Genomic DNA, 19,022 nt, shown 5'->3' with positions numbered 1-19,022 from the left:
GCTTGTATGACATCTAAGGGAGGCGATTTACCTTATGTCTCGTGTTCGCCTCGTTCCAATCGTACTCATTGCCATCGTCGCACTTGCTGTGTTATTCGGCGGTTGGCAGGCGTACCAACACTTTAATCTACTCGGACCACTGAAAAAGAACCTGCAACAGGTAAAGGGCGTGCAGACGGTCGACATTCTGACCGGTAGCCCGGATGTGGTACAGATTCAACTCGGTCCGTTTTCCAAATTGAAGAACGGAGACTTGCAACAGACGTATGATGACATTACCAACCAAGTTTCGTCGAGACTGGGTTCTGGAGTCAAACTGCGGTTATCTGACGACCGCAACGGCACGTTGTCGCAAGCGTTAGAAAGCTATACGCCAGTCCTGTTGGAGGGCATTCAAAAGGGCAATTACCGCGAGATGATTGCTCAGGTGACCCAAATGGCGAAACAACAACACATCCAGTGCCGAATTACGATGGACGCGCAATTAAATACCTACATCCAACTCGAGAAGGGTAGTCACTACCTCTATACTGTCATGCCGTATCCCCCTATGCACCAAGGAGGTGCCTCATCTTGATTAAGGAATGGTTGATTGGTGTCGCCGTAGCGGTACTCGTATTCTTAGGGCTGTTACGCATCAATGTATTGCCAATTTTGTTCCTCGTAGGCCTCGGCGTGTTGTTGTGGATTGTCATGGACCGCCGCAATGCCGCAGCGCCGGCAGCCAAAGATGCACCGGTGCGGCACGATATCACGTTTGATCAAATTGGTGGGCAAGAGTCGTCGAAGCACGAACTGAAGGAAGCGCTCGACTTTCTTCGCTACCGAGACAAGATTAAGACTCTGGGCATTCGGCCACTGAAAGGGATTCTCCTGACCGGCCCCCCGGGAACCGGCAAGACGTTGATGGCAAAAGCGGCGGCGACGTATACCGATTCTGTCTTTTTATCTGCTTCTGGTTCAGAGTTTGTCGAAATGTATGTCGGCGTCGGAGCGCAACGCGTTCGGGACTTGTTTCGCCGCGCACGGCAGATGGCGAAACGGGAAAACAAGGATAGCGCCATCATCTTTGTAGACGAAATCGACGTGGTTGGCGGTCGACGTGGTCATCATAGCCATCAAGAATACGACCAGACGTTAAACCAGCTGTTAACGGAAATGGATGGGATGAGCACGACCCAATCGCCGTTTGTTCTGGTGATGGCGGCGACGAACCGGCCAGATATTCTAGATCCGGCGCTTTTGCGCCCAGGTCGTTTTGACCGGCAAATCAAAGTCGATTTGCCAGACAAAGAAGGCCGCCTTCATATCCTTCGCATCATGACAAAGGATAAACCCATTGCGGAAGACGTCAATTTAGACCACATTGCGCGCGAAACCTACGGTTTCTCTGGTGCCCAACTAGAAGCGCTCGTCAATGAAGCGGCGATTATCGCGTTGCGCCAGGAACGGGATAAAGTGACGCAAGAAATGTTCCGCGATGCAGTCGACAAAGTATTGATGGGTGAAAAGACAGGACGTCGGCCGACAGATGAAGAATTGCGGCGCGTGGCCGTCCACGAATTAGGTCACGCGATTGTCAGCGAACTGATGCGCCCAGGTACGGTTTCTCACATCACTATCGCACCGCGCGGGAATGCGTTGGGATTTGTCCGTCAAATCCCAGAGGCAGATCAGTACTTATACACCAAACAGCAACTGGAAGAACAAATTAACGTTGCGTTGGCAGGTTGTTTAGCAGAAGAGCTCCACTATGGCAATCGCAGCACAGGTGCGCAAAACGACTTCGTGCAGGCGTCATCTCTGGCGCGGACCCTGGTGAAATGTGGGCTGTCGCGCCTGGGTATCGTCGATGAAGAACACTTGCCAGAACAGCTTCTCGAAAAGGAAGTCCGGCATATTCTGGCAACCCAAGAAAACGTGACAAGGGATCTTTTGACGCCGTACAAAGATGATATCGAACGGTTTGCCGAACACGTCGTGCAAGAGGAAAGTGTAGACGGCAAAGAGTTCCGCAAATGGATGGAGACGATGCAGCCGCATGCTCTGGCCTCAGCCGCGGTATCTCACCCACACGTCAAGCCAGAACTGACGCCTTCTGTGTAAGCAAAACGAGGAAAGGGAGAGCCGAAAGTTGCCAATCCGGGTGACTTTCGGCTTCTTTTTACGATTGTGAGGTGTTTCCTCCCTTTGTTATAATCATTTTGATACGATGCTGACCTGGAGGGAAAGTTGTGAGTACGAAAACGACAATTGCCCACGTGGGTGATTTTGCTGGACAAGCAGTCACGCTGGAGGGCTGGTTATACAACAAGCGTTCAAGTGGTAAAATCCAATTTCTTCAGGTTCGCGATGGTACAGGCTTCATTCAATGTGTCGCCGTCAAATCAGAGGTTGGAGAAGAAGTCTTTGCAGCATGCGATAGTCTGACGCAAGAATCGTCGCTTCGCGTTACCGGATTGGTACGCGCAGACGACCGCGCGCCAGGCGGTTATGAACTGACAGTGCAACATGTCGAAGCCATTCAGATATCTCACGAGTATCCCATTACGCACAAAGAGCATGGCGTAGACTTTTTGATGGAGCATCGCCACCTGTGGCTGCGCGTGCCAAGGCAACGTGCCCTGCTTCGCATTCGCGCGGAAGTCGAACGGGCTGTAGCTGACTTCCTCGATGGCCATGGATTTACACGGGTCGATTCGCCGGCGTTGACGCCTTCCTCATGCGAGGACACTACCGAGTTGTTTCAAACGCAGTATTTTGATCAGGAGGCATACCTCACTCAAAGTGGTCAAATGTACATGGAAGCTGCCGCGATGGCGCTCGGCAAAGTATATTCTGCCGGCCCGGCCTTCCGCGCAGAAAAATCGAAGACCCGCCGACACCTCATCGAGTTTTGGATGATTGAACCCGAGATGGCGTTTGTCGAGCACGAGGAAAACCTGAAGATCCAAGAACAATTTGTCGCACATATTGTAAAGCACGTGCTAAACCACTGTGAAAGTGAACTTCACACGTTGGGTCGCGACATCCAAGCGCTGTCGCGTGTCGAGGCGCCTTTCCCGCGCATGAGTTATGATGAGGCAATTGACTGGCTGCAAAAGCATGATTTTGATATCCAGTGGGGAGATGACTTCGGCTCACCACACGAAACAGCTTTGGCAAACCAATTTGACCGACCGCTGTTTATCGAACGATATCCAACGGCCATTAAGGCGTTTTACATGCAACCGGACCCCAATCGTCCGGAGGTCGTATTGTGCGCGGATATGCTTGCGCCAGAGGGATACGGTGAGATCATTGGAGGAAGCCAACGCATTCACGACTATGCGCTGCTTAAACAGCGTTTCGAAGAGCACAAGTTGCCTGAGGATACGTACGCATGGTATCTCGATTTGCGGAAGTACGGTTCCGTCCCACACTCCGGATTTGGACTGGGGTTGGAACGTACAATTGCTTGGATTTGCGGCATTGAACACATCCGAGAAGCCATCGCATTTCCAAGGACGCTGTACCGTCTCTATCCATGATGTTGCGAGAAGGGGGAAAATCTATGAAACCGTCCGCTAGGCAATCTGCGAACGGGGACTTTCTGGGTACCCCTTTTGTAGCATTACCGTACGACTTGTTGAAGAACTATGCCGACTTAGGCATTCACGCGCACGAAATGATTATGCTCTTACAGATTCTCGCTAGCGGGCAAATCCGTGGTACAACCGAGCTGTCCGCGCAAGATTTGGGCGACCTGTGTGGCATGAGCAGCAAGGAAATTATGTGGTCCGTCGAACGGTTGGTTCGCGAGGGATTGCTCGGCATCGGTGAACGTTTTGACGACAGCGGCGCGCACGTCACGTATTTCGACTTACAACCATTATGGCAACGCCTGCGCGGGAAACCGGCTCCATCGTCGACCGCACAATCCCGAGTCTGGCGGCAGGATCCTGTCACGATGTTTGAAGAGGAGTTCGGACGTCCGTTGTCCGCGCTCGAGTGCGACCAAATCCGCACGTGGCTCGGCCCCGAGGGATACCCTGAATGGATGGTCGTCGAAGCCCTTCGGGAATCGGTTCTAGCAAATAAATACAGTTTCAAATATATTGATCGGGTACTTTTTGACTGGCAACGCAACCACATTCAATCGCGTCAAGACTTGGAGCAGTATCGCCAACAACATCGGGATCGGATTCGCGATGCCCAATCGCCAAAGCGGTCGCAGATGAAAGAGACACCACCGCCGCGCCGCGCCGCTACCAGCGCGACTGAACGCAGCAATGCGCCGAAAGAAGCGACGCGAGATGAACGGTACGCAAGTTTCTATGAACTGTTCCCAGAAAGCTAATAGGGGCGTGAGGCCGAATGCGAGTATTTGTGACGGGAGGGACAGGGTACATTGGTGTACCCGTTGTCCGCGAGTTGGTGAAACGCGGTCACGTTGTCACATTGCTCGCACGTGACGAGGCCCGCGTTCCCAAAGATCTAGCTTCCCGGGTGCATGTGATAGCCGGGGATTTGTCCGATGCGACCGCCCTGCAAATTGGGGTCGACCAGACAGATGCGGTTGTGCACTTAGTTGGGATTATCCGTGAATTTCGCCGTAAGGGTGTCACGATGCAGACGGTGCACGTAGACGGGACTATGCGCGTTCTCGAGGCAGCGCGGCGGGCTGGCGTCCGACGGTTTTTGCACATGAGCGCGCTCGGTGCACGCGTTGGCGCCCGAAGTGGCTACCATCGGTCAAAGTGGGAAGCGGAGACGCTCGTCCGCCAAAGTGGACTAAGGTTCACCATTTTCCGTCCTTCTGTCGTGTTTGGCGATGGTGGACCTGGTTCAAATTTCGTTCAAGAGCTGGTCACTTTGGTGAAACGAGCGCCTATACTGCCCGTCATTGGTCATGGTCGTTTTCCGCTGCAGCCGGTACATACCAGCACCGTTGCTGCTGTCTTCGCGCAAGCGTTAGATATGGATACAACGATTGGGGAAACGTTTGACGTAGGCGGACCCGAGGTTGTGGAATACGGCCAGATTTTGCAGCAAATACGCGAGGGACTCGGCAGTCGGAAATTGTCTATTGAGATTCCATTACCCATCATCGAGACGTTGGTGGGCGCCTTGGGCGTGATGGGAAATCCACCGCTGACGATGGATCAGCTGACGATGCTTGTAGAAGGCAATGTCTGCACAAACGGGGATAGGCTATACGACATCTTCGACCTTCAACCAGTGCCTTTTTCGATTTCCCGTAATTTGTTCAAATAAAAAGGTGGAGCGAAACGTTTCGCTCCACCTTTTTGACGCCGAATTACCGAATTACTCGGCGTCAAAGCTACGGCGTAGCTCTCGCTTTTCGTTATTCCGCTCAATAGCCAATTCAATCAACGTATCCAGCAGTTTTGCATAAGACATCCCGGAGGCTTCCCAAAGCTTTGGGTACATGCTGTATCGCGTAAAACCTGGCATTGTGTTGATCTCGTTGACCAGGACGCGGCCTGTAGACTTTTCAATAAAGAAATCGATTCTCGCCAGACCACTGCAGTCAATCGCTTGAAACGCTTGAGCCGCGTAGCGGTCGATGGCAGATCGCTGTTCTTCGGTGAGCTCCGCTGGAATAATAAGCTTAGATGCCCCGCCGATGTACTTTGCGTCGTAATCGTAAAACTCATTGGACGGAACAATCTCACCAGGAACGGAGATCTGAGGTGTATCGTTGCCGAGGACCGCGACTTCGACTTCGCGTACGTCCAGACCTTCTTCGATGATGACTTTGCGGTCGTATTGCGCCGCGAGTTCCACAGCACGTTCCAGTTCCGACCGATTTTTCACCTTCGAGATACCTACGCTGGACCCCAAGTTCGCCGGCTTCACAAAACAGGGATAGCCAAAAGCCGCCTCAACCTCCCGAATGATATCGTTTGATCTCGCTTGCCACGTCTTTCGCGTACACCCGACGTAGCGCACTTGTGGCAACCCGACAGATCCAAACACTTGCTTCATCACGATTTTATCGAGTCCCACGGCCGACGCGAGCACACCGGCTCCGACGTATGCCACATCCATCAGTTCGAGCAGGCCTTGAATCGACCCGTCTTCGCCGTACGTCCCGTGCATCACTGGAATCACGACGTCGACATCGCTGGCCAGCGTCGCTGGCACCGGTGCAGCTGTAGATTTCGGGACAATCGGCGTCAAGCCGCCGACTTGTTGATTGATGAAGCTCGCAGGCGACCCGGATGTGACCTGGGCTTTTTGCTCTTCTTCCAAAGCCTTCATCGCATTCTTTCCGACATGCCACCGGCCGCTCTTCGAAATTCCGATGGGTACAATGGTATACTGATGGGGATTCAGTGCCTCCATCACAGACTTTGCAGATTGAAGCGAAACCTCGTGTTCGCCAGATTTTCCACCGAATACGACACCAACTTTAATGCGCTTCACAGGCACGTATCGCAACTCCTTTGTCAGGAACATTTTGAGTTGAAAAGGTAGGGATTATCCTTGACTCCAATAACCTTGCGAGCATTGGCGGACATCGTCGGTGCAATTTCCACACAAGGCGATGACCAAACGCTCGTCACCGGCGTCAACGTGGACCATCGTCAGCTTCGCCCTGGCGACGCGTTTGTCGCGTTCGTCGGCGAGCGCGTCGATGGCCATGACTTCGTTGAGCAAGCCTTCGACTGCGGTGCCAGTGTAGCGATTGTGAGCAAGCCCGTCAAGACACATGCCGGACCAATCGTCGTCGTCGAGCACCCACTAACCGCCATTCAACGTTTGGCAGCCCACGAAAGATCTCTTTTTACTGGCCCTGTCATCGGTATCACCGGCAGTAATGGCAAAACGTCAACAAAGGAAATGGTCGCCGCCATCCTCTGCCGTTTAGGGGACTGCTTATATACAAAAGCCAACCAGAACAACGAATTGGGCTTACCTTTAACCATTCTACAGCGAACACCGAAACATCGTTCCATCGTTTTGGAGATGGGCATGCGTGGTGTCGGGCAGATTGCGCAACTTTGTGAAATCGCCAAGCCTACCTTAGGGATTATCACGAATATTGGCCATAGCCACCTTGAAATTCTCGGCAGTCAAGAAGCCATCGCGAAAGCTAAGGGAGAACTATTGTTATCGCTCCCATCAGACGGGCGGGCGATTTTGCACGCTGAAGATCCATGGTTACAAAAAATTGCGGTGTCTTCGCAAGCCCCCGTCGTGTGGTATGGCTTAACAGATACGAGTGACGTATTTGCTTCTGATATTCAGTGGAAAAACGAAGGAATGACCTTTACGGTACATGCTAGCGGGCAATGCCAAGCTATCAGTTTGCCAACGTTTGGCGTCCACAATGTGCGAAACGCGCTGGCCGCCATTGCAGTGGGTCTCGAGGTCAATTTGTCGTTACAGCAAATCGCGGATGGCCTAGCCAGTCTGGAGGCATTGACCGGGCGTTTGCGCGTTGTAGAGGCGCCAGGCAACGTGACGATTATCGACGACTGTTACAACGCGAGTCCATTGTCGATGACGGCGAGTCTGGAAGTCTTGGCAGCCTTGGCACCACGGGGCGCACGTACAGCTATTCTCGGTGACATGTTTGAACTCGGCGATTACACCGAACAAGGACATCGGGAAGTGGGTATTAGGGCGGCGGAATTTGCCGTAGACCGATTAGTTTGTATCGGCGAAGCGGCTAGGTGGATAGCCGAGGAAGCTATCCGCCATGGTGTGCCATCTGTCCATCACGTGCCCGACACATCCACTGCGATGGAGCGCCTATTTGATTGGGTAAACGAGAACACAACTGTACTTGTCAAGGCGTCTCGCGGCATGCAATTAGAACGGATTGTCGAGCGACTCGTGGCTCCCCCAACGCCCAAAGACTGAGGCAACAGCCGTCACCCGGATTGCCACTTTTCGGAACCCACCCTACGATACGAAATTTAGCACAACCTTTACACAAACTTTGCAAGCGTTTTGTAGAATGGGCAGCGAGATCGTTTAGGAGGCTTTCCGTATGGTGGTCCGAACCCGCTTCAAGCACTTTCCTTTCCGAGCGAAGGGGGCGGTGTCCCTCTTCTTTGACGACGCGCTTTTAGACCTCATAACGCGCCAACCGGTAGGGATGATTTTTCTCGATATCGATACCAAAACAGAGGCGAAAGCAGGCCTCTGGGGCGGACATATCGACTTGCAGCGGGCACTCGGTGGGGTGCGCCTTGTCGCTGGCTGTTCAATCCTTGCAGTACAAACCGTCTCGACACACGTATTTATCGCGGTACAATTCATCGTGCCGGATGGAAATTTATCGACGCGTTTATACGAAGCGGCGATTCACCTCCACCAAGACCTAGTGGCGTCCCTGACGCAGGCGTCTAGCGATACAAGTGAAAACGTCCGCTTCCACTTCGGTACCGCGGTGATTCGACCAGATGGCACAATGAATCCCACAGACCTCGTTTACGAGGGCATGGTTCGCGCGCTCATGGCAGCGAAGTCAGACGATAACACGAATCACCGGACGCGCCAAGCAGCCTTGGTCGACATTATCAGTCGCGGGCGCATCAAACCCGTCTATCAGCCAATCGTCTCCCTGTGGACTGGGGAGGCCTTTGGCTACGAGGCGTTGTCGAGGACGCCGGAACACAGCGAATTTGCGTCGCCAAACCAGTTGTTCGACTTTGCCGAGCGCGAGGGGCAATTAGAAGCATTGGAAGAAGTCGCGCTGCGCTCGGCTATCCTTCATTATCAACCACTTCACCAAAGCCAAAAGCTCTTTCTCAACATTCATGCCTCGATGTTTTTCGGAAATCACGCGGGCATTGAACAAGTCCTCTCCGTCCTTGAGCGCCGCGCATTAAAGCCGTACGACATCGTATTGGAGTTGACTGAGCGGCGGGGAATTGACGATTTTAACGCGTTTCGCAAAGCTATCCAGCGATATCGGCAAAAAGGTTATCTCATCGCCATCGACGATGCTGGCGCAGGCTACTCGAGTCTACAGACGATTGCAGAGGTGCAGCCTGACTTTATCAAGATTGACCGAAGTCTTGTTGCTGGCGTTCATATGGACAAGACCAAGGAAGCCTTACTCAAAGCGCTATGTCATGCCGCTTTGGCTTGTGATTCGCGCGTGATTGCGGAAGGCATTGAAACGTACGAAGAACTTGTGAGCGTGACGGAGATGGGCGTGCCCTATGGTCAAGGATACTGCCTTGGCAGGCCCGCTGCAGAGCCTGTCGCCATCTCTGAACAGGCACGCACGCACATCCGGCGTGCAATGACGTCAGACAAGGCGCATGTGCATGTGACCACGACCATTGGCGACATTGCGCAACCGACAAAAACGTTTGGACCAACGGTCAAAGCCAGTGAAATCGTCAATTTTTTCAACCAGAATGATCAGGTGACAGGTGTCGTCGTCGTAGACGACCAATCGCACCCCCTGGGACTGGTGATGCGAGAAAAGTTATTTCGCAAACTAGCCACCAAATATGGCGTCTCGCTGTTTTGGAACCGGGAGATTGACCAAGTCATGGACCACCAGCCGCTGATTCTGGATGAATCGGTGTCTGTGGAAAACGCGTCCGTACTGTCGATGGCGAGAAATGCGGACACACTCTATGACCTCATTATTGTGACCCGCGATGGCAAATTAATGGGTGCAAGCAGCATTCAACTGATTTTGAGTTCCATCACCAACGCGCAGTTGGAATTGGCACGGGACGCCAATCCACTTACGGGACTGCCAGGGAATCGGCGCATTGATGTCGAATTGTCCCGCCGAATTTCATCGGACGACGGTTTCTGTATTTTTTATATCGATCTCGATCATTTCAAATGGTTCAACGATGCCTTTGGCTTTCAAAAGGGAGATCAGATGATTCGCTGTCTCGCCGATGTTCTGAAGGATGTCGTGCACAACGCGCCGGTGCACGAAGCGTTTGTGGGACATATCGGCGGCGACGATTTTATCGTGGTGACAGAACCTGGATATCACCAGGAACTGGCCACAGCTATTCAAGCGCAGTTTACACAAGAAGTCCATCGGCTCTTGCCAAATAGTCGCGAACGCCTATGGCACATTCGTAGTCGTAGTGGCGAAATGATTGAGTCAGAGGGTCTGACTTTATCCATCTCGATACTTGTCTGTGAACCACCACATATCACGCAGAGCCTAGAGACGCTATCTGCTTATGCGGGCGCATTGAAACAAATGGCAAAAGATGGTTTGGGTAACAAAATTGTGTGTGAAAGCATTCAAAATTTTTCCCAAAATGAATTAAGAAGGGATCCATGACCATAGATTTGTTCGATACGCAAAAAAATTACGAGAAATTAATACATTTTTGTCCGGGTTTTCGATACACTAAAGTTGTTTGATATCACTGAAAGTTCCTATCCGCTATCCGATTGCCCAACAGGCGATAAGGAGGAATGCTAGGTGGTCACTTGTCCAATATGCAAAGAACTGTTACAAGAACTCACGTCTATTCACTGTGTCGAGCGACATGGCATGTCCAAAGCGAAGGTTATCGAACAGTTCGGCAAGCCAAAACGGCTTTTCCTCACATTTGCTGCAGAGAGTACAGTTACAACCCCCACTATCAGTCCGCGCGATTACCTGAATTCCCAACTGCTTACCGACAGACTAAACTCGAAGACACGCAAATTTCACGTGTAGCACATGCGAGAGCGTGTGCGCCAGACATTATCGCACCGATTTAAATCAACCTTTTACGGCAAGAGGAATATTTCGATAATTGAAACAGCAACATGAGAATTTCCTGACCAGTAGGTGGAAAGAGGTAACCGCGATGACGAAACGGCGATGTCAAGTAGATGACTTTGCAAACTTTACGCTAGTCGGCGACATTCAAATTTCTCCGGATGGGAAACGTGCTGTATTTTCCCGGCAAACCACATCCATCCAGGAAGATAGCTACGAAGTACAACTCATGTACGCAGATTTAACGACAAGATACGTCAAACCACTGACGACGGCGGGCAAGTCAAATCATGCGGCAGTGTGGTCTCCAGATGGCTCGCAAATTGCATTCATCAGCAATCGGGCGTTTGGAAAACAACTCTGGGTTATTCCGTCGACTGGCGGAGAAGCTGTTCGCATCACAGCGTTTCGTCACGGTATCTCGCAACTACGGTGGTCCTCGGATGGTCAATCTGTCTACGCGCTGGTGCCGGCATCTAAAAACGCACAAATAGAGGTCTTTCCTGCGGAGATGACAACATCCGAAGCCAAGGAAATGATTGAAAAAGAAAACAAGAACTGGGCGGACACTCCGAAGCGGTACGACGAACTCTATTACAAACGCGACGGCGCGGGTTTATCGCAACTGCGATACGCTCAGCTTGTGCGCATCGACTGTGCCAGCGGATTGCATACTCAACTCACACACGGAGACCAAGACATTCGTACTTTCGCGGTCGCACCAGATGGTCTATCGCTTTATTTTACCAAAGGGCGAAATCGAGAATTTGAATGGTGGTACGCCGACTTATATCGGTACGACATGATTTCTGGCGAGACCTCTTTGGTGTCAGAGCAGTTCATTTTCCACGAGTTGCAATTTTCCCCGGACGGCAGCGCGCTTGCGGCCCTCGTATATGATGACGCATTCAACATCTACCAGTCGGCTACACACCTGAAATTGTATGTATTCAGTTCAAACGGCGAAGTCCGCGCACATCTTACTGAGTCTTTCCCAGATGACCTAACCAATTCAAATTTGTCGGATCTGCGGGCAGATACTGGCGACCGTTCACTGACGTGGTCCTCAGATGGGCGTCACATCTACGTGCTCTCGACGCGCGAGGGGCGTGGGGAAATCGTTCGGTTCCATCTCGACGGTTCGACGCCACAAGGAGAAATAGTCGCAGGGGGGACGCGCGACATTTATGCGTTTGGTCTCGCAAATACGACCCTGGTGTTCGCATACGCCACCGCCGTCAACCCCAGCCGCATGGTGTGCTATGCGCTACATCGAGAGCCTACATATCCTGGTCGAGCAGCGAGAACGCCGGAAGGCAGAATGGATGAAGTGACGCCATCGGCGGACTTCCTCGAAACGGAGCAAACCATTTACGCACCAAACGACACTTGGCTAGAAACGGTAGAAGTCAGTGAACCTGAACCTTTTTGGTACCGTTCCGCAAATGACTGGTGGGTGCAAGGTTGGGTAATGCGGCCAGCCGGGTTCCAAGCCGGAAAAACCTATCCAGTGATTCTCGAAATCCACGGTGGACCTCAATTAAATTATGGCTACGCAATGTTCCACGAAATGCAGTGGTTTGCCGCAAACGGCTATGCGATTGTCTATACCAATCCCCGTGGGGGAAAGAGTTATGGCCAGACCTTTGTCAACGCGGTGCGTCATCACTATGGTGAACAGGACGCAGCCGACGTCATCAACGGCCTGGACGCCGCGCTTGAGAGATTTGACTTCCTCGACAAAAAACGGGTAGCCGTGACAGGCGGCAGCTACGGTGGTTTCATGACAAATTGGTTGGTTGGGCACACCAATCGATTTTTTGCGGCAGTATCGCAACGCTCGATTTCCAATTGGGTTTCGTTTTATGGATGCTCAGACATTGGCCCCTTGTTCGTGGAATCGCAACTCGTTGAAAACGCAAAGAATAATCTAACGAAACTTTGGGAGATGTCTCCGCTGAAATACGCGCAGTATGTCGCAACGCCCCTGTTGTTACTGCATTCAGAAAATGATTTACGATGTCCGATGGAACAGGCCGAGCAGTTTTACACGTGGCTTCGGAGCCAAGGAAAGGAAACGCAACTTGTCCGCATCCCGAACGCAAGTCATGGACTGTCCAGGAATGGTAAACCCTCACTTCGAATCAAACGCTTAGAAGCGATTTTGGATTATATCGACGAGCACTTGCCAAATGAATAAGAGGCCGACTCAAGGCATCGGTGCTGGTAATTCCATCTGATGTTCGCACAACATGATGACGGACAAACCATTCGGTACGACCACCCTGCCATCTAGCGCTCGCTTGACTCCACATCGCAAACCAAGCGAGCGCATGTAGTGAATCATGCCAACCCACGCCTCATCAGCGCGCCTCCTGCGTCCCCGTGCGCACGTCCACGTACAGATTCCAAACATGGATACAAAAAGATACACGGCAAACTGACGCAGTATGCTATAATATGGTATCAATCACGATGTAGCCGCTTTGCAGAGTGACCTCTGAAAGGGTGTATGAGTACTGCATGAAGGGTTCCGTATATTGGACACGAGTCGTTGGTTCTACAATTGCCAGCGTACTCCTTATCATTCCTTTTCGATTTATCACCGTAAACGCAGTCGTGGGGAATGAAACGATGGCGCCTGCCAGTGCGACTCATGCGTCCACAAGTTACACTGGAGGCGTTTATGACGGCGTGCTGATGAAAATGTCGGACTTGTCTTATTCGAATTTAAGTCCATACCAACACGAGAGCCTTCACTCGCTTGGCGAACTGGCGGCACGTGGCCAAGGGCCAAGTGGCATTTACAAACAGGTGGCCTTGGTGAATCAAAAGGACTGGCATCTTTCGTCCACACAAGCAAATCAGTACTTTTTTTCCGACTTGTCCGGTTGGCGGATTGTCGCCACGGATAATCAAGAACAATACGTCGGTTTTTACGGGGTGGCATACCAAAAGGGCAACACCATTGTCATCGCGTTTCGCGGTACAAATGACGTTGAAGATCTCGTTTCTGACGCGGGAATTTACTTAGATGTCCCACCGATTGTAAATCAAGAACTTCCAGCCGAGCAATTTGTGAACCACATTCGCAAAAGCCTTCCGACGGGAGATTATCACATTATTTTTACGGGACACTCCATGGGCGGGTGGCTGGCGCAATACATGTACCTTCAATACGTCCACAAATACGCTGGATGGCAGGTTGAAGGTGCCACCGTATTCGACTCCATTGGCACGAATTTTCACCCGAATCCGACAGACGCGCAACGCGTGAAGGATTATCGATTCCAAGGTGATATATTTAGCCACTATGGGTCATCACTGGGCTCCGAAATCAGAATTCAAGATGGCACGCCAAATGAGTCCTTGTATGACAAACATCAGATGTTTGACTTCTATGGTTACTTTTACGGGAAGGTCCAAGCGCAAACTGACAAGGCTTAACCCGTGCCCATTGTCGTGGACCGACCTGCAAAGGAGGAGTCCTGATGATGGAGAAAATAACCTACCAGATAGGTCGCCGAACGCTTATCGGGTGTTGTTGGACGCCTGAACCGCATCAGTCCCCTGTCGGCGTCGGCGTCATTCTTCATGGAATCGGTGAACACATTCTTCGCTACCAAGCGTTTGCCGAGCAGTTGGCGAAGGCCGGATATCTCGTTTATGGATATAATCAACGGGGTCACATGTATTTTGTATGGAAGCAACAGGCCCGAAGGACCCGTCTTACACTTGACTAAGTGGCTGGCTAAACGATATGCCAAAATTCGCGGCCCTACTGCAACCAGTGTCGTTTTGACATGGCTGATTTTTGGCACGTACAATCGCCTTTTCGGCCGAACCGAACAAATTTTGACTGGCTGAGCCGCGACGAACACGAGGCAGATCTCTACCTCAGCGACCGCGACTGCGGATTTTCCCTCACAACCGCTTCGATGTACGACATGTTTCGCACCTGACAACAGATACATCGACCCGACCGGATTCGACAGCTCCCTCTAGTCACTTACTTTCTGGTTAGAGTAAACTAACTGCGTATCTTCACGCGTTCGAATTCGTAGATACGTAGATAAGAGGTTACGATACATGGACTCTATGACCCAAAACATCACAGGCCAAAGCGCGCTGAAGCGGTTATTTTGGATGCTCGGCATATTCGGCCCAGGCATTATTGTCATGCTGGCAAACACGGACGCAGGTTGTATCATCACCGCAGCGCAGTCCGGAGCCGCGTGGGGATACGCGATGGTTCTTCCACAACTCATTCTGATTCCAATTGTCTATTTGGTTCAAGAGATTACTGTTCGCTTGGGCGTCGTGACAGGCAAGGGGCACGGCGAGTTAATCCGCGAACGCTTTGGTCAAAAATGGGCGATTTTCTCCGTTTCAACACTTTTCCTTTCGGCAATCGGGGCACTTGTGACCGAGTTCAGCGGAATTGCGGGCGTTGGTGAACTATTCGGCATCTCTCCGAAATACAGTGTGTCCGCAGCCACCATCATCCTGATTTTGTTAGGATTGACTGGAAGCTACAAGCGCGTCGAGCGGATCGGAATTGCGATGGGGCTGTTTGAACTTTTGCTGGTACCTGCAGCTGTGATGGCTCATCCAAGTGGACACCAACTTTTACACGGACTGGCGACCATCCCCCTTGACAACCACAGTTATGTGTTTCTGTTAGCCGCAAATGTGGGCGCGGTGATTATGCCGTGGATGATCTTTTACCAACAATCGGCTGTCGTCGACCGAAAACTGACGATGCGCCACCTCAAGTCAGCCCGCTGGGATACGTTCGCTGGGTCTATTTTGACGCAGGTTGTGATGATTGCGGTTGTTATCATGATTGCCGCGACCGTAGGCCTACACAATCCACAACGTTCTCTCAACACCGTAGCTGATATCGCGCAGGGGCTACTTCCATTTTTGGGCCCAACGGGTGCCAAGGTCATTTTCGGGCTGGGGATGCTCGGTGCTAGTTTTGTCGCTGCGCTCGTCGTGTCGCTCGCCGGCGCGTGGGGAATTGGTGAGGTGGTTGGTTTTCGGCACAGTGTCAATAACAAAGTGAAAGACGCCAAGTGGTTTTACCTCATCTACTCGCTCGCGCATATCGGGGGTGCGTTTCTCGTCTTCAGCGGCATCAATCTAGTCAATCTCGCGGTGGATACGGAAGTGATGAATGCCTTACTTTTACCGATTGTACTAGGTTTTTTGCTACTACTTGAAGCAAAGGTGCTGCCAAAGGCGTGGCGGATGCGGGGAATCTACAAATATATCGTGTGGATCATCTCGCTTGTCATCATGTTGTTCGGTGTCTATATGGGTATCCAACTCATCTTTTAATCGATGGCCAAAAGTGTGATTCAGGGAGGTTCATTGGATGATAAACGTGATAGTAGGGTCTAAGAATCCTGCCAAAATTGAGGCGGTCGCGCGCGCGTTTGAGGCGCTTGGAATCCCCGCGCAGATGCACGGTGAAACCGTCCCGTCTGACGTATCTGAGCAACCGTTTTCGAACGAAGAAACGATGAAAGGCGCAGTGAATCGGGCTCGCCACGCCATCGCGTTGGCGTCGGTCGACTACGCTGTTGGACTCGAAGGCGGTGTCGAGGAAGGCCCCTACGGACTCCTCCTGTGCAACTGGGCAGCAGTCGTCAGTCGCGATGGCTTTGTCAGCGTCGGTGCAGGTGTCCAAATTCTTTTGCCAGACGAAGTGGCTATCGAAGTGCGCCGCGGTCGTGAGCTAGGGCATGTCATCGACGAATGGGCAGGAGGTAAGCATATCGCAAAAGGGGAGGGAACCATCGGCATTCTCACCAATGGTCAGATCACCCGCGCACACATGTTCCGGGATGCCACCATTTGTGCGCTATCCACGCACTTGCGTCGAGGGGAAAGTGTGTAGATGTTTCGCACCGGATCGACACACTATAATTTACATAACATATATTCTGTCGTCTGGAATCAGGTGCGCAGCAGGCACATGGAAATTTGGAGTGGTGACCAAGATAGAGTAGACTAATATTACACGCCTTATGGGGAGGAATACATATGAGCACGAATCATGTGACTGCTGCAGCATCAGGGTCGTTTTCGATTGGCGGTGACTTGCCAGTCAATCGGTTAGGTTATGGATCAATGCAGTTGACAGGTCCCGGTGTCTGGGGTGACCCGAAAGATCCGGACGAAGCTATCCGCGTTCTTCGCCGCGCCGTGGAACTTGGTGTCACGCTGATCGACACAGCGGATGCATATGGCCCCTTTGTCGCAGAAAAATTAATCAAACAGGCCTTGCACCCATACCCGGACAACCTGGTGATTGCAACGAAGGTGGGTCTAACGCGATGCGGCCCGAACGACTGGCGCCCGGTCGGCCGCCCGGAATACTTGCGGCAACAAGTTGAGCTGTGCCTGCGCCATCTGGGCCTTGAGCGCATTGACTTGATGCAATTGCACCGGATTGACCCGAAGGTTCCGCTCGCGGATCAAATTGGCGAACTCGCCTTACTGCAAAAAGAGGGTAAAATTCGCCACATCGGCTTGAGTGAGGTCACGATTGACGACGTGAAAGCAGCCAGCGAATTCGCGACCATTGTCACGGTACAAAATTTGTACAATGTCGCGAATCGAGATGCTGAACCGTTGCTCGAGTATTGCGAAGCGAACAACATTGGATTTATACCTTGGTTCCCACTGGCGACCGGCGAGCTGGCTAAGGAAGGTGGCCCGCTTGACGCATTGGCCAAGCAACACAATGTGAAGCCATCGCAACTTGCCTTGGCATGGTTGCTCAAGCGCTCCCCGGTCATGTTGCCGATTCCAGGTACATCCACCTTGTCCCACTTGGAAGAAAATATCGCAGCAGCGGGTATCAAATTGAGCGACGAGGATTTCAAAACACTCGAGAACGCCGTTCAAAGTTGACTCTCCATTTATTGTCGCCCGAGATAAACTCGGGCGACAAATCCTATTTTGTCTAAATCATTAGCTGAGGAATATATGGAATCCATCAAATAATGGTCATTTAGTGATATCATCCTCAATTAGATTAAAAACCCACATTTAGAAGTGGGTTTTATTTACAAATCATTACTAGCGATAATTAGATGTTATCGATAGTAACAGTAGGTGTTATTAATGGACGTAAATTACATAACAAATTATGGGCATGAAAATACACTATCTAATTCAGAAACATTAGATACAATAGATGACTCACTCAGATATTTTTTAGAATCCGCTAACTCAAAAAGCACTCGAACGAGTTATTTGAAAGATTGGAAGCAATTTATTGCTTGGTGTGAATCGATGCAGTTAAATCCGTTTCCTGCCGACGATGTCACAGTAGGCCGATATATTTCTTATTTAGCGATGGTCGGAAGGAAAAGGAGTACCATTCGGCGGCACATGACCTCAATTGCAGAAATGCATCGAAGACGTGGAATCGAGGACGTGCCAACAGAATCCCACGCAGTCAAACGAGTCTGGAAGGGAATTCGCAACGACAAGAAGCGTGAACGGGTTACCAAAAAGGCGGCGACGTTAATCGAGGATATCCGAGCGATGGTCGCCGTCCAGCCCGACACACTTTTAGGGCTTCGCAATCGACTGGTTTTGTTGATTGGCTACGCAGGTTCATTTCGTAGATCAGAAATCGTCAGTTTGCAGTGTGAAGACGTCAAATTCGTACGAAATGGTGTGGAAATCCTGCTCCGGTATAGCAAAACGGATCAGATGGGCGTTGGGCGAAAAATTGCCATTGGCTATGGAACGCGCCTGGATACCTGCCCTGTCCGCAACTTACAGGAGTGGATTGAAAGAACGGGTATCTCTGCGGGCCCGCTGTTCCGCCGATTCACGCCACAAGGGCGTATCACAGACAAGGGATTATCGGCACAGATGGTGGCACTGATCGTCAAAGACGCGGCTCGACGTGCAGGATTGCCGAACGCGCATGAATACTCAGGTCACAGTCTGCGTGCAGGAGCTGCCACGCAAGGCGCTCGAAACAAAGCGGACGCGCACGTCATCATGAACCAGACGGGCCACAAGAGCCGAGCCATGCTCGACGAGTACATCAGAGAAGCCAATCTCTGGGACGATACGTTGACCAACTACTTGGGTTTGTAGGTGGTAAAATAAAAACAGATTTGAGCGCAGCGGCCGCTCGAAACTTCCTCATTCGAACTCAAGGCGCCCCGGTCGTCAAACAACCGACCGTCCCTGATGACATTGCTGACGCGGAGGGTTATCTCGCTTCTGATTTCCGACGCCGGCGACATCTCGGGTATCAAATTATCTCTCC

16 protein-coding genes are annotated in these 19,022 nt (G+C 51.6%); 15 read left to right on the top strand and 1 reads right to left on the bottom strand.

Annotation, left to right across the window (positions count from 1 at the left end):
• Positions 1-34 precede the first annotated feature (34 nt).
• The 5 genes from J3482_RS06290 (at position 35) to J3482_RS06270 (ending at position 5,256) form a co-directional block, all read left to right on the top strand.
• Positions 35-577 carry a hypothetical protein gene (locus tag J3482_RS06290; protein ID WP_146824258.1) on the top strand — a complete coding sequence of 181 codons (543 nt, stop codon included), beginning with the start codon at positions 35-37 and terminating at the stop codon, positions 575-577.
• Positions 571-2,106, top strand: coding sequence for an AAA family ATPase (locus tag J3482_RS06285; protein WP_206918307.1), 1,536 nt, complete (start codon positions 571-573; stop codon positions 2,104-2,106). Before J3482_RS06290 ends, J3482_RS06285 begins: the two co-directional genes overlap by 7 nt.
• A gap of 128 nt (positions 2,107-2,234) precedes the next feature.
• Positions 2,235-3,530 (top strand): asparagine--tRNA ligase, encoded by a 1,296-nt coding sequence (gene asnS, locus J3482_RS06280; RefSeq protein ID WP_146824256.1) that lies wholly within the window; start codon positions 2,235-2,237, stop codon positions 3,528-3,530.
• A gap of 23 nt (positions 3,531-3,553) precedes the next feature.
• A complete protein-coding gene (locus tag J3482_RS06275) occupies positions 3,554-4,339 on the top strand; it encodes a DnaD domain-containing protein (RefSeq protein WP_206922194.1) in 786 nt (261 codons plus the stop codon).
• A 17-nt stretch (positions 4,340-4,356) separates the two neighbouring features.
• Positions 4,357-5,256, top strand: a complete 900-nt coding sequence (locus J3482_RS06270) for a complex I NDUFA9 subunit family protein (protein WP_146824254.1) — start codon at positions 4,357-4,359, stop codon at positions 5,254-5,256.
• Positions 5,257-5,307: 51 nt separating this feature from the next.
• Here the strand turns inward: J3482_RS06270 and J3482_RS06265 are convergent, their stop codons facing one another.
• The gene (locus J3482_RS06265) at positions 5,308-6,438 is read right to left on the bottom strand and encodes a D-alanine--D-alanine ligase (RefSeq protein ID WP_146824253.1); all 1,131 of its coding nucleotides are present in this window, start codon (positions 6,436-6,438) and stop codon (positions 5,308-5,310) included.
• 54 nt (positions 6,439-6,492) lie between these two features.
• Here J3482_RS06265 and J3482_RS06260 point away from each other — a divergent pair, with 54 nt between their 5' ends.
• The 10 genes from J3482_RS06260 to J3482_RS06215 all read left to right on the top strand — a co-directional run bounded on the left by J3482_RS06260 (position 6,493) and on the right by J3482_RS06215 (position 18,847).
• A complete protein-coding gene (locus J3482_RS06260) occupies positions 6,493-7,875 on the top strand; it encodes a UDP-N-acetylmuramoyl-tripeptide--D-alanyl-D-alanine ligase (RefSeq protein WP_146824252.1) in 1,383 nt (460 codons plus the stop codon).
• Between the two features lie 130 nt (positions 7,876-8,005).
• Positions 8,006-10,288 (top strand): bifunctional diguanylate cyclase/phosphodiesterase, encoded by a 2,283-nt coding sequence (locus J3482_RS06255; RefSeq protein WP_146824251.1) that lies wholly within the window; start codon positions 8,006-8,008, stop codon positions 10,286-10,288.
• Positions 10,289-10,432: 144 nt separating this feature from the next.
• Positions 10,433-10,672: an RING finger protein gene (locus tag J3482_RS06250; RefSeq protein WP_146824250.1), complete on the top strand. Its 240-nt coding sequence runs from the start codon at positions 10,433-10,435 to the stop codon at positions 10,670-10,672.
• A gap of 133 nt (positions 10,673-10,805) precedes the next feature.
• Positions 10,806-12,917, top strand: a complete 2,112-nt coding sequence (locus J3482_RS06245) for a S9 family peptidase (RefSeq protein WP_206922193.1) — start codon at positions 10,806-10,808, stop codon at positions 12,915-12,917.
• 434 nt (positions 12,918-13,351) lie between these two features.
• Positions 13,352-14,164: a Tle-like phospholipase domain-containing protein gene (locus J3482_RS06240; protein WP_236017951.1), complete on the top strand. Its 813-nt coding sequence runs from the start codon at positions 13,352-13,354 to the stop codon at positions 14,162-14,164.
• Between the two features lie 44 nt (positions 14,165-14,208).
• The gene (locus J3482_RS06235; RefSeq protein ID WP_146824247.1) at positions 14,209-14,460 is read left to right on the top strand and encodes a serine aminopeptidase domain-containing protein; all 252 of its coding nucleotides are present in this window, start codon (positions 14,209-14,211) and stop codon (positions 14,458-14,460) included.
• 346 nt (positions 14,461-14,806) lie between these two features.
• The gene (locus J3482_RS06230; RefSeq protein WP_146824246.1) at positions 14,807-16,060 is read left to right on the top strand and encodes an NRAMP family divalent metal transporter; all 1,254 of its coding nucleotides are present in this window, start codon (positions 14,807-14,809) and stop codon (positions 16,058-16,060) included.
• 37 nt (positions 16,061-16,097) lie between these two features.
• Positions 16,098-16,622: an inosine/xanthosine triphosphatase gene (gene yjjX / locus J3482_RS06225; RefSeq protein WP_188332345.1), complete on the top strand. Its 525-nt coding sequence runs from the start codon at positions 16,098-16,100 to the stop codon at positions 16,620-16,622.
• Between the two features lie 146 nt (positions 16,623-16,768).
• Positions 16,769-17,641 carry an aldo/keto reductase gene (locus tag J3482_RS06220; protein ID WP_146824245.1) on the top strand — a complete coding sequence of 291 codons (873 nt, stop codon included), beginning with the start codon at positions 16,769-16,771 and terminating at the stop codon, positions 17,639-17,641.
• Between the two features lie 384 nt (positions 17,642-18,025).
• Entirely contained in the window at positions 18,026-18,847 is an 822-nt protein-coding gene (locus J3482_RS06215; RefSeq protein WP_206922192.1) for a site-specific integrase, read from the top strand.
• The last annotated feature ends 175 nt before the right edge of the window (positions 18,848-19,022 follow it).

Origin of the sequence: Alicyclobacillus suci (assembly GCF_017329615.1) — a bacterium.
Taxonomy (GTDB): Bacteria; Bacillota; Bacilli; order Alicyclobacillales; family Alicyclobacillaceae; genus Alicyclobacillus; species Alicyclobacillus suci.
This window is presented reverse-complemented; position numbering and strand designations above follow the sequence as displayed.

Bases quoted from the DNA above. Each gene is read 5' to 3' on its own strand.
- J3482_RS06290 (WP_146824258.1), top strand. From the start codon at position 35: ATGTCTCGTGTTCGCCTCGTTCCAATCGTACTCATTGCCATCGTCGCA.
- J3482_RS06275 (WP_206922194.1), top strand. From the start codon at position 3,554: ATGAAACCGTCCGCTAGGCAATCTGCGAACGGGGACTTTCTGGGTACC.
- J3482_RS06270 (WP_146824254.1), top strand. From the start codon at position 4,357: ATGCGAGTATTTGTGACGGGAGGGACAGGGTACATTGGTGTACCCGTT.
- J3482_RS06255 (WP_146824251.1), top strand. From the start codon at position 8,006: ATGGTGGTCCGAACCCGCTTCAAGCACTTTCCTTTCCGAGCGAAGGGG.
- J3482_RS06245 (WP_206922193.1), top strand. From the start codon at position 10,806: ATGACGAAACGGCGATGTCAAGTAGATGACTTTGCAAACTTTACGCTA.
- J3482_RS06240 (WP_236017951.1), top strand. From the start codon at position 13,352: ATGGCGCCTGCCAGTGCGACTCATGCGTCCACAAGTTACACTGGAGGC.
- J3482_RS06235 (WP_146824247.1), top strand. From the start codon at position 14,209: ATGATGGAGAAAATAACCTACCAGATAGGTCGCCGAACGCTTATCGGG.
- J3482_RS06230 (WP_146824246.1), top strand. From the start codon at position 14,807: ATGGACTCTATGACCCAAAACATCACAGGCCAAAGCGCGCTGAAGCGG.
- yjjX (WP_188332345.1), top strand. From the start codon at position 16,098: ATGATAAACGTGATAGTAGGGTCTAAGAATCCTGCCAAAATTGAGGCG.
- J3482_RS06220 (WP_146824245.1), top strand. From the start codon at position 16,769: ATGAGCACGAATCATGTGACTGCTGCAGCATCAGGGTCGTTTTCGATT.
- J3482_RS06215 (WP_206922192.1), top strand. From the start codon at position 18,026: ATGCAGTTAAATCCGTTTCCTGCCGACGATGTCACAGTAGGCCGATAT.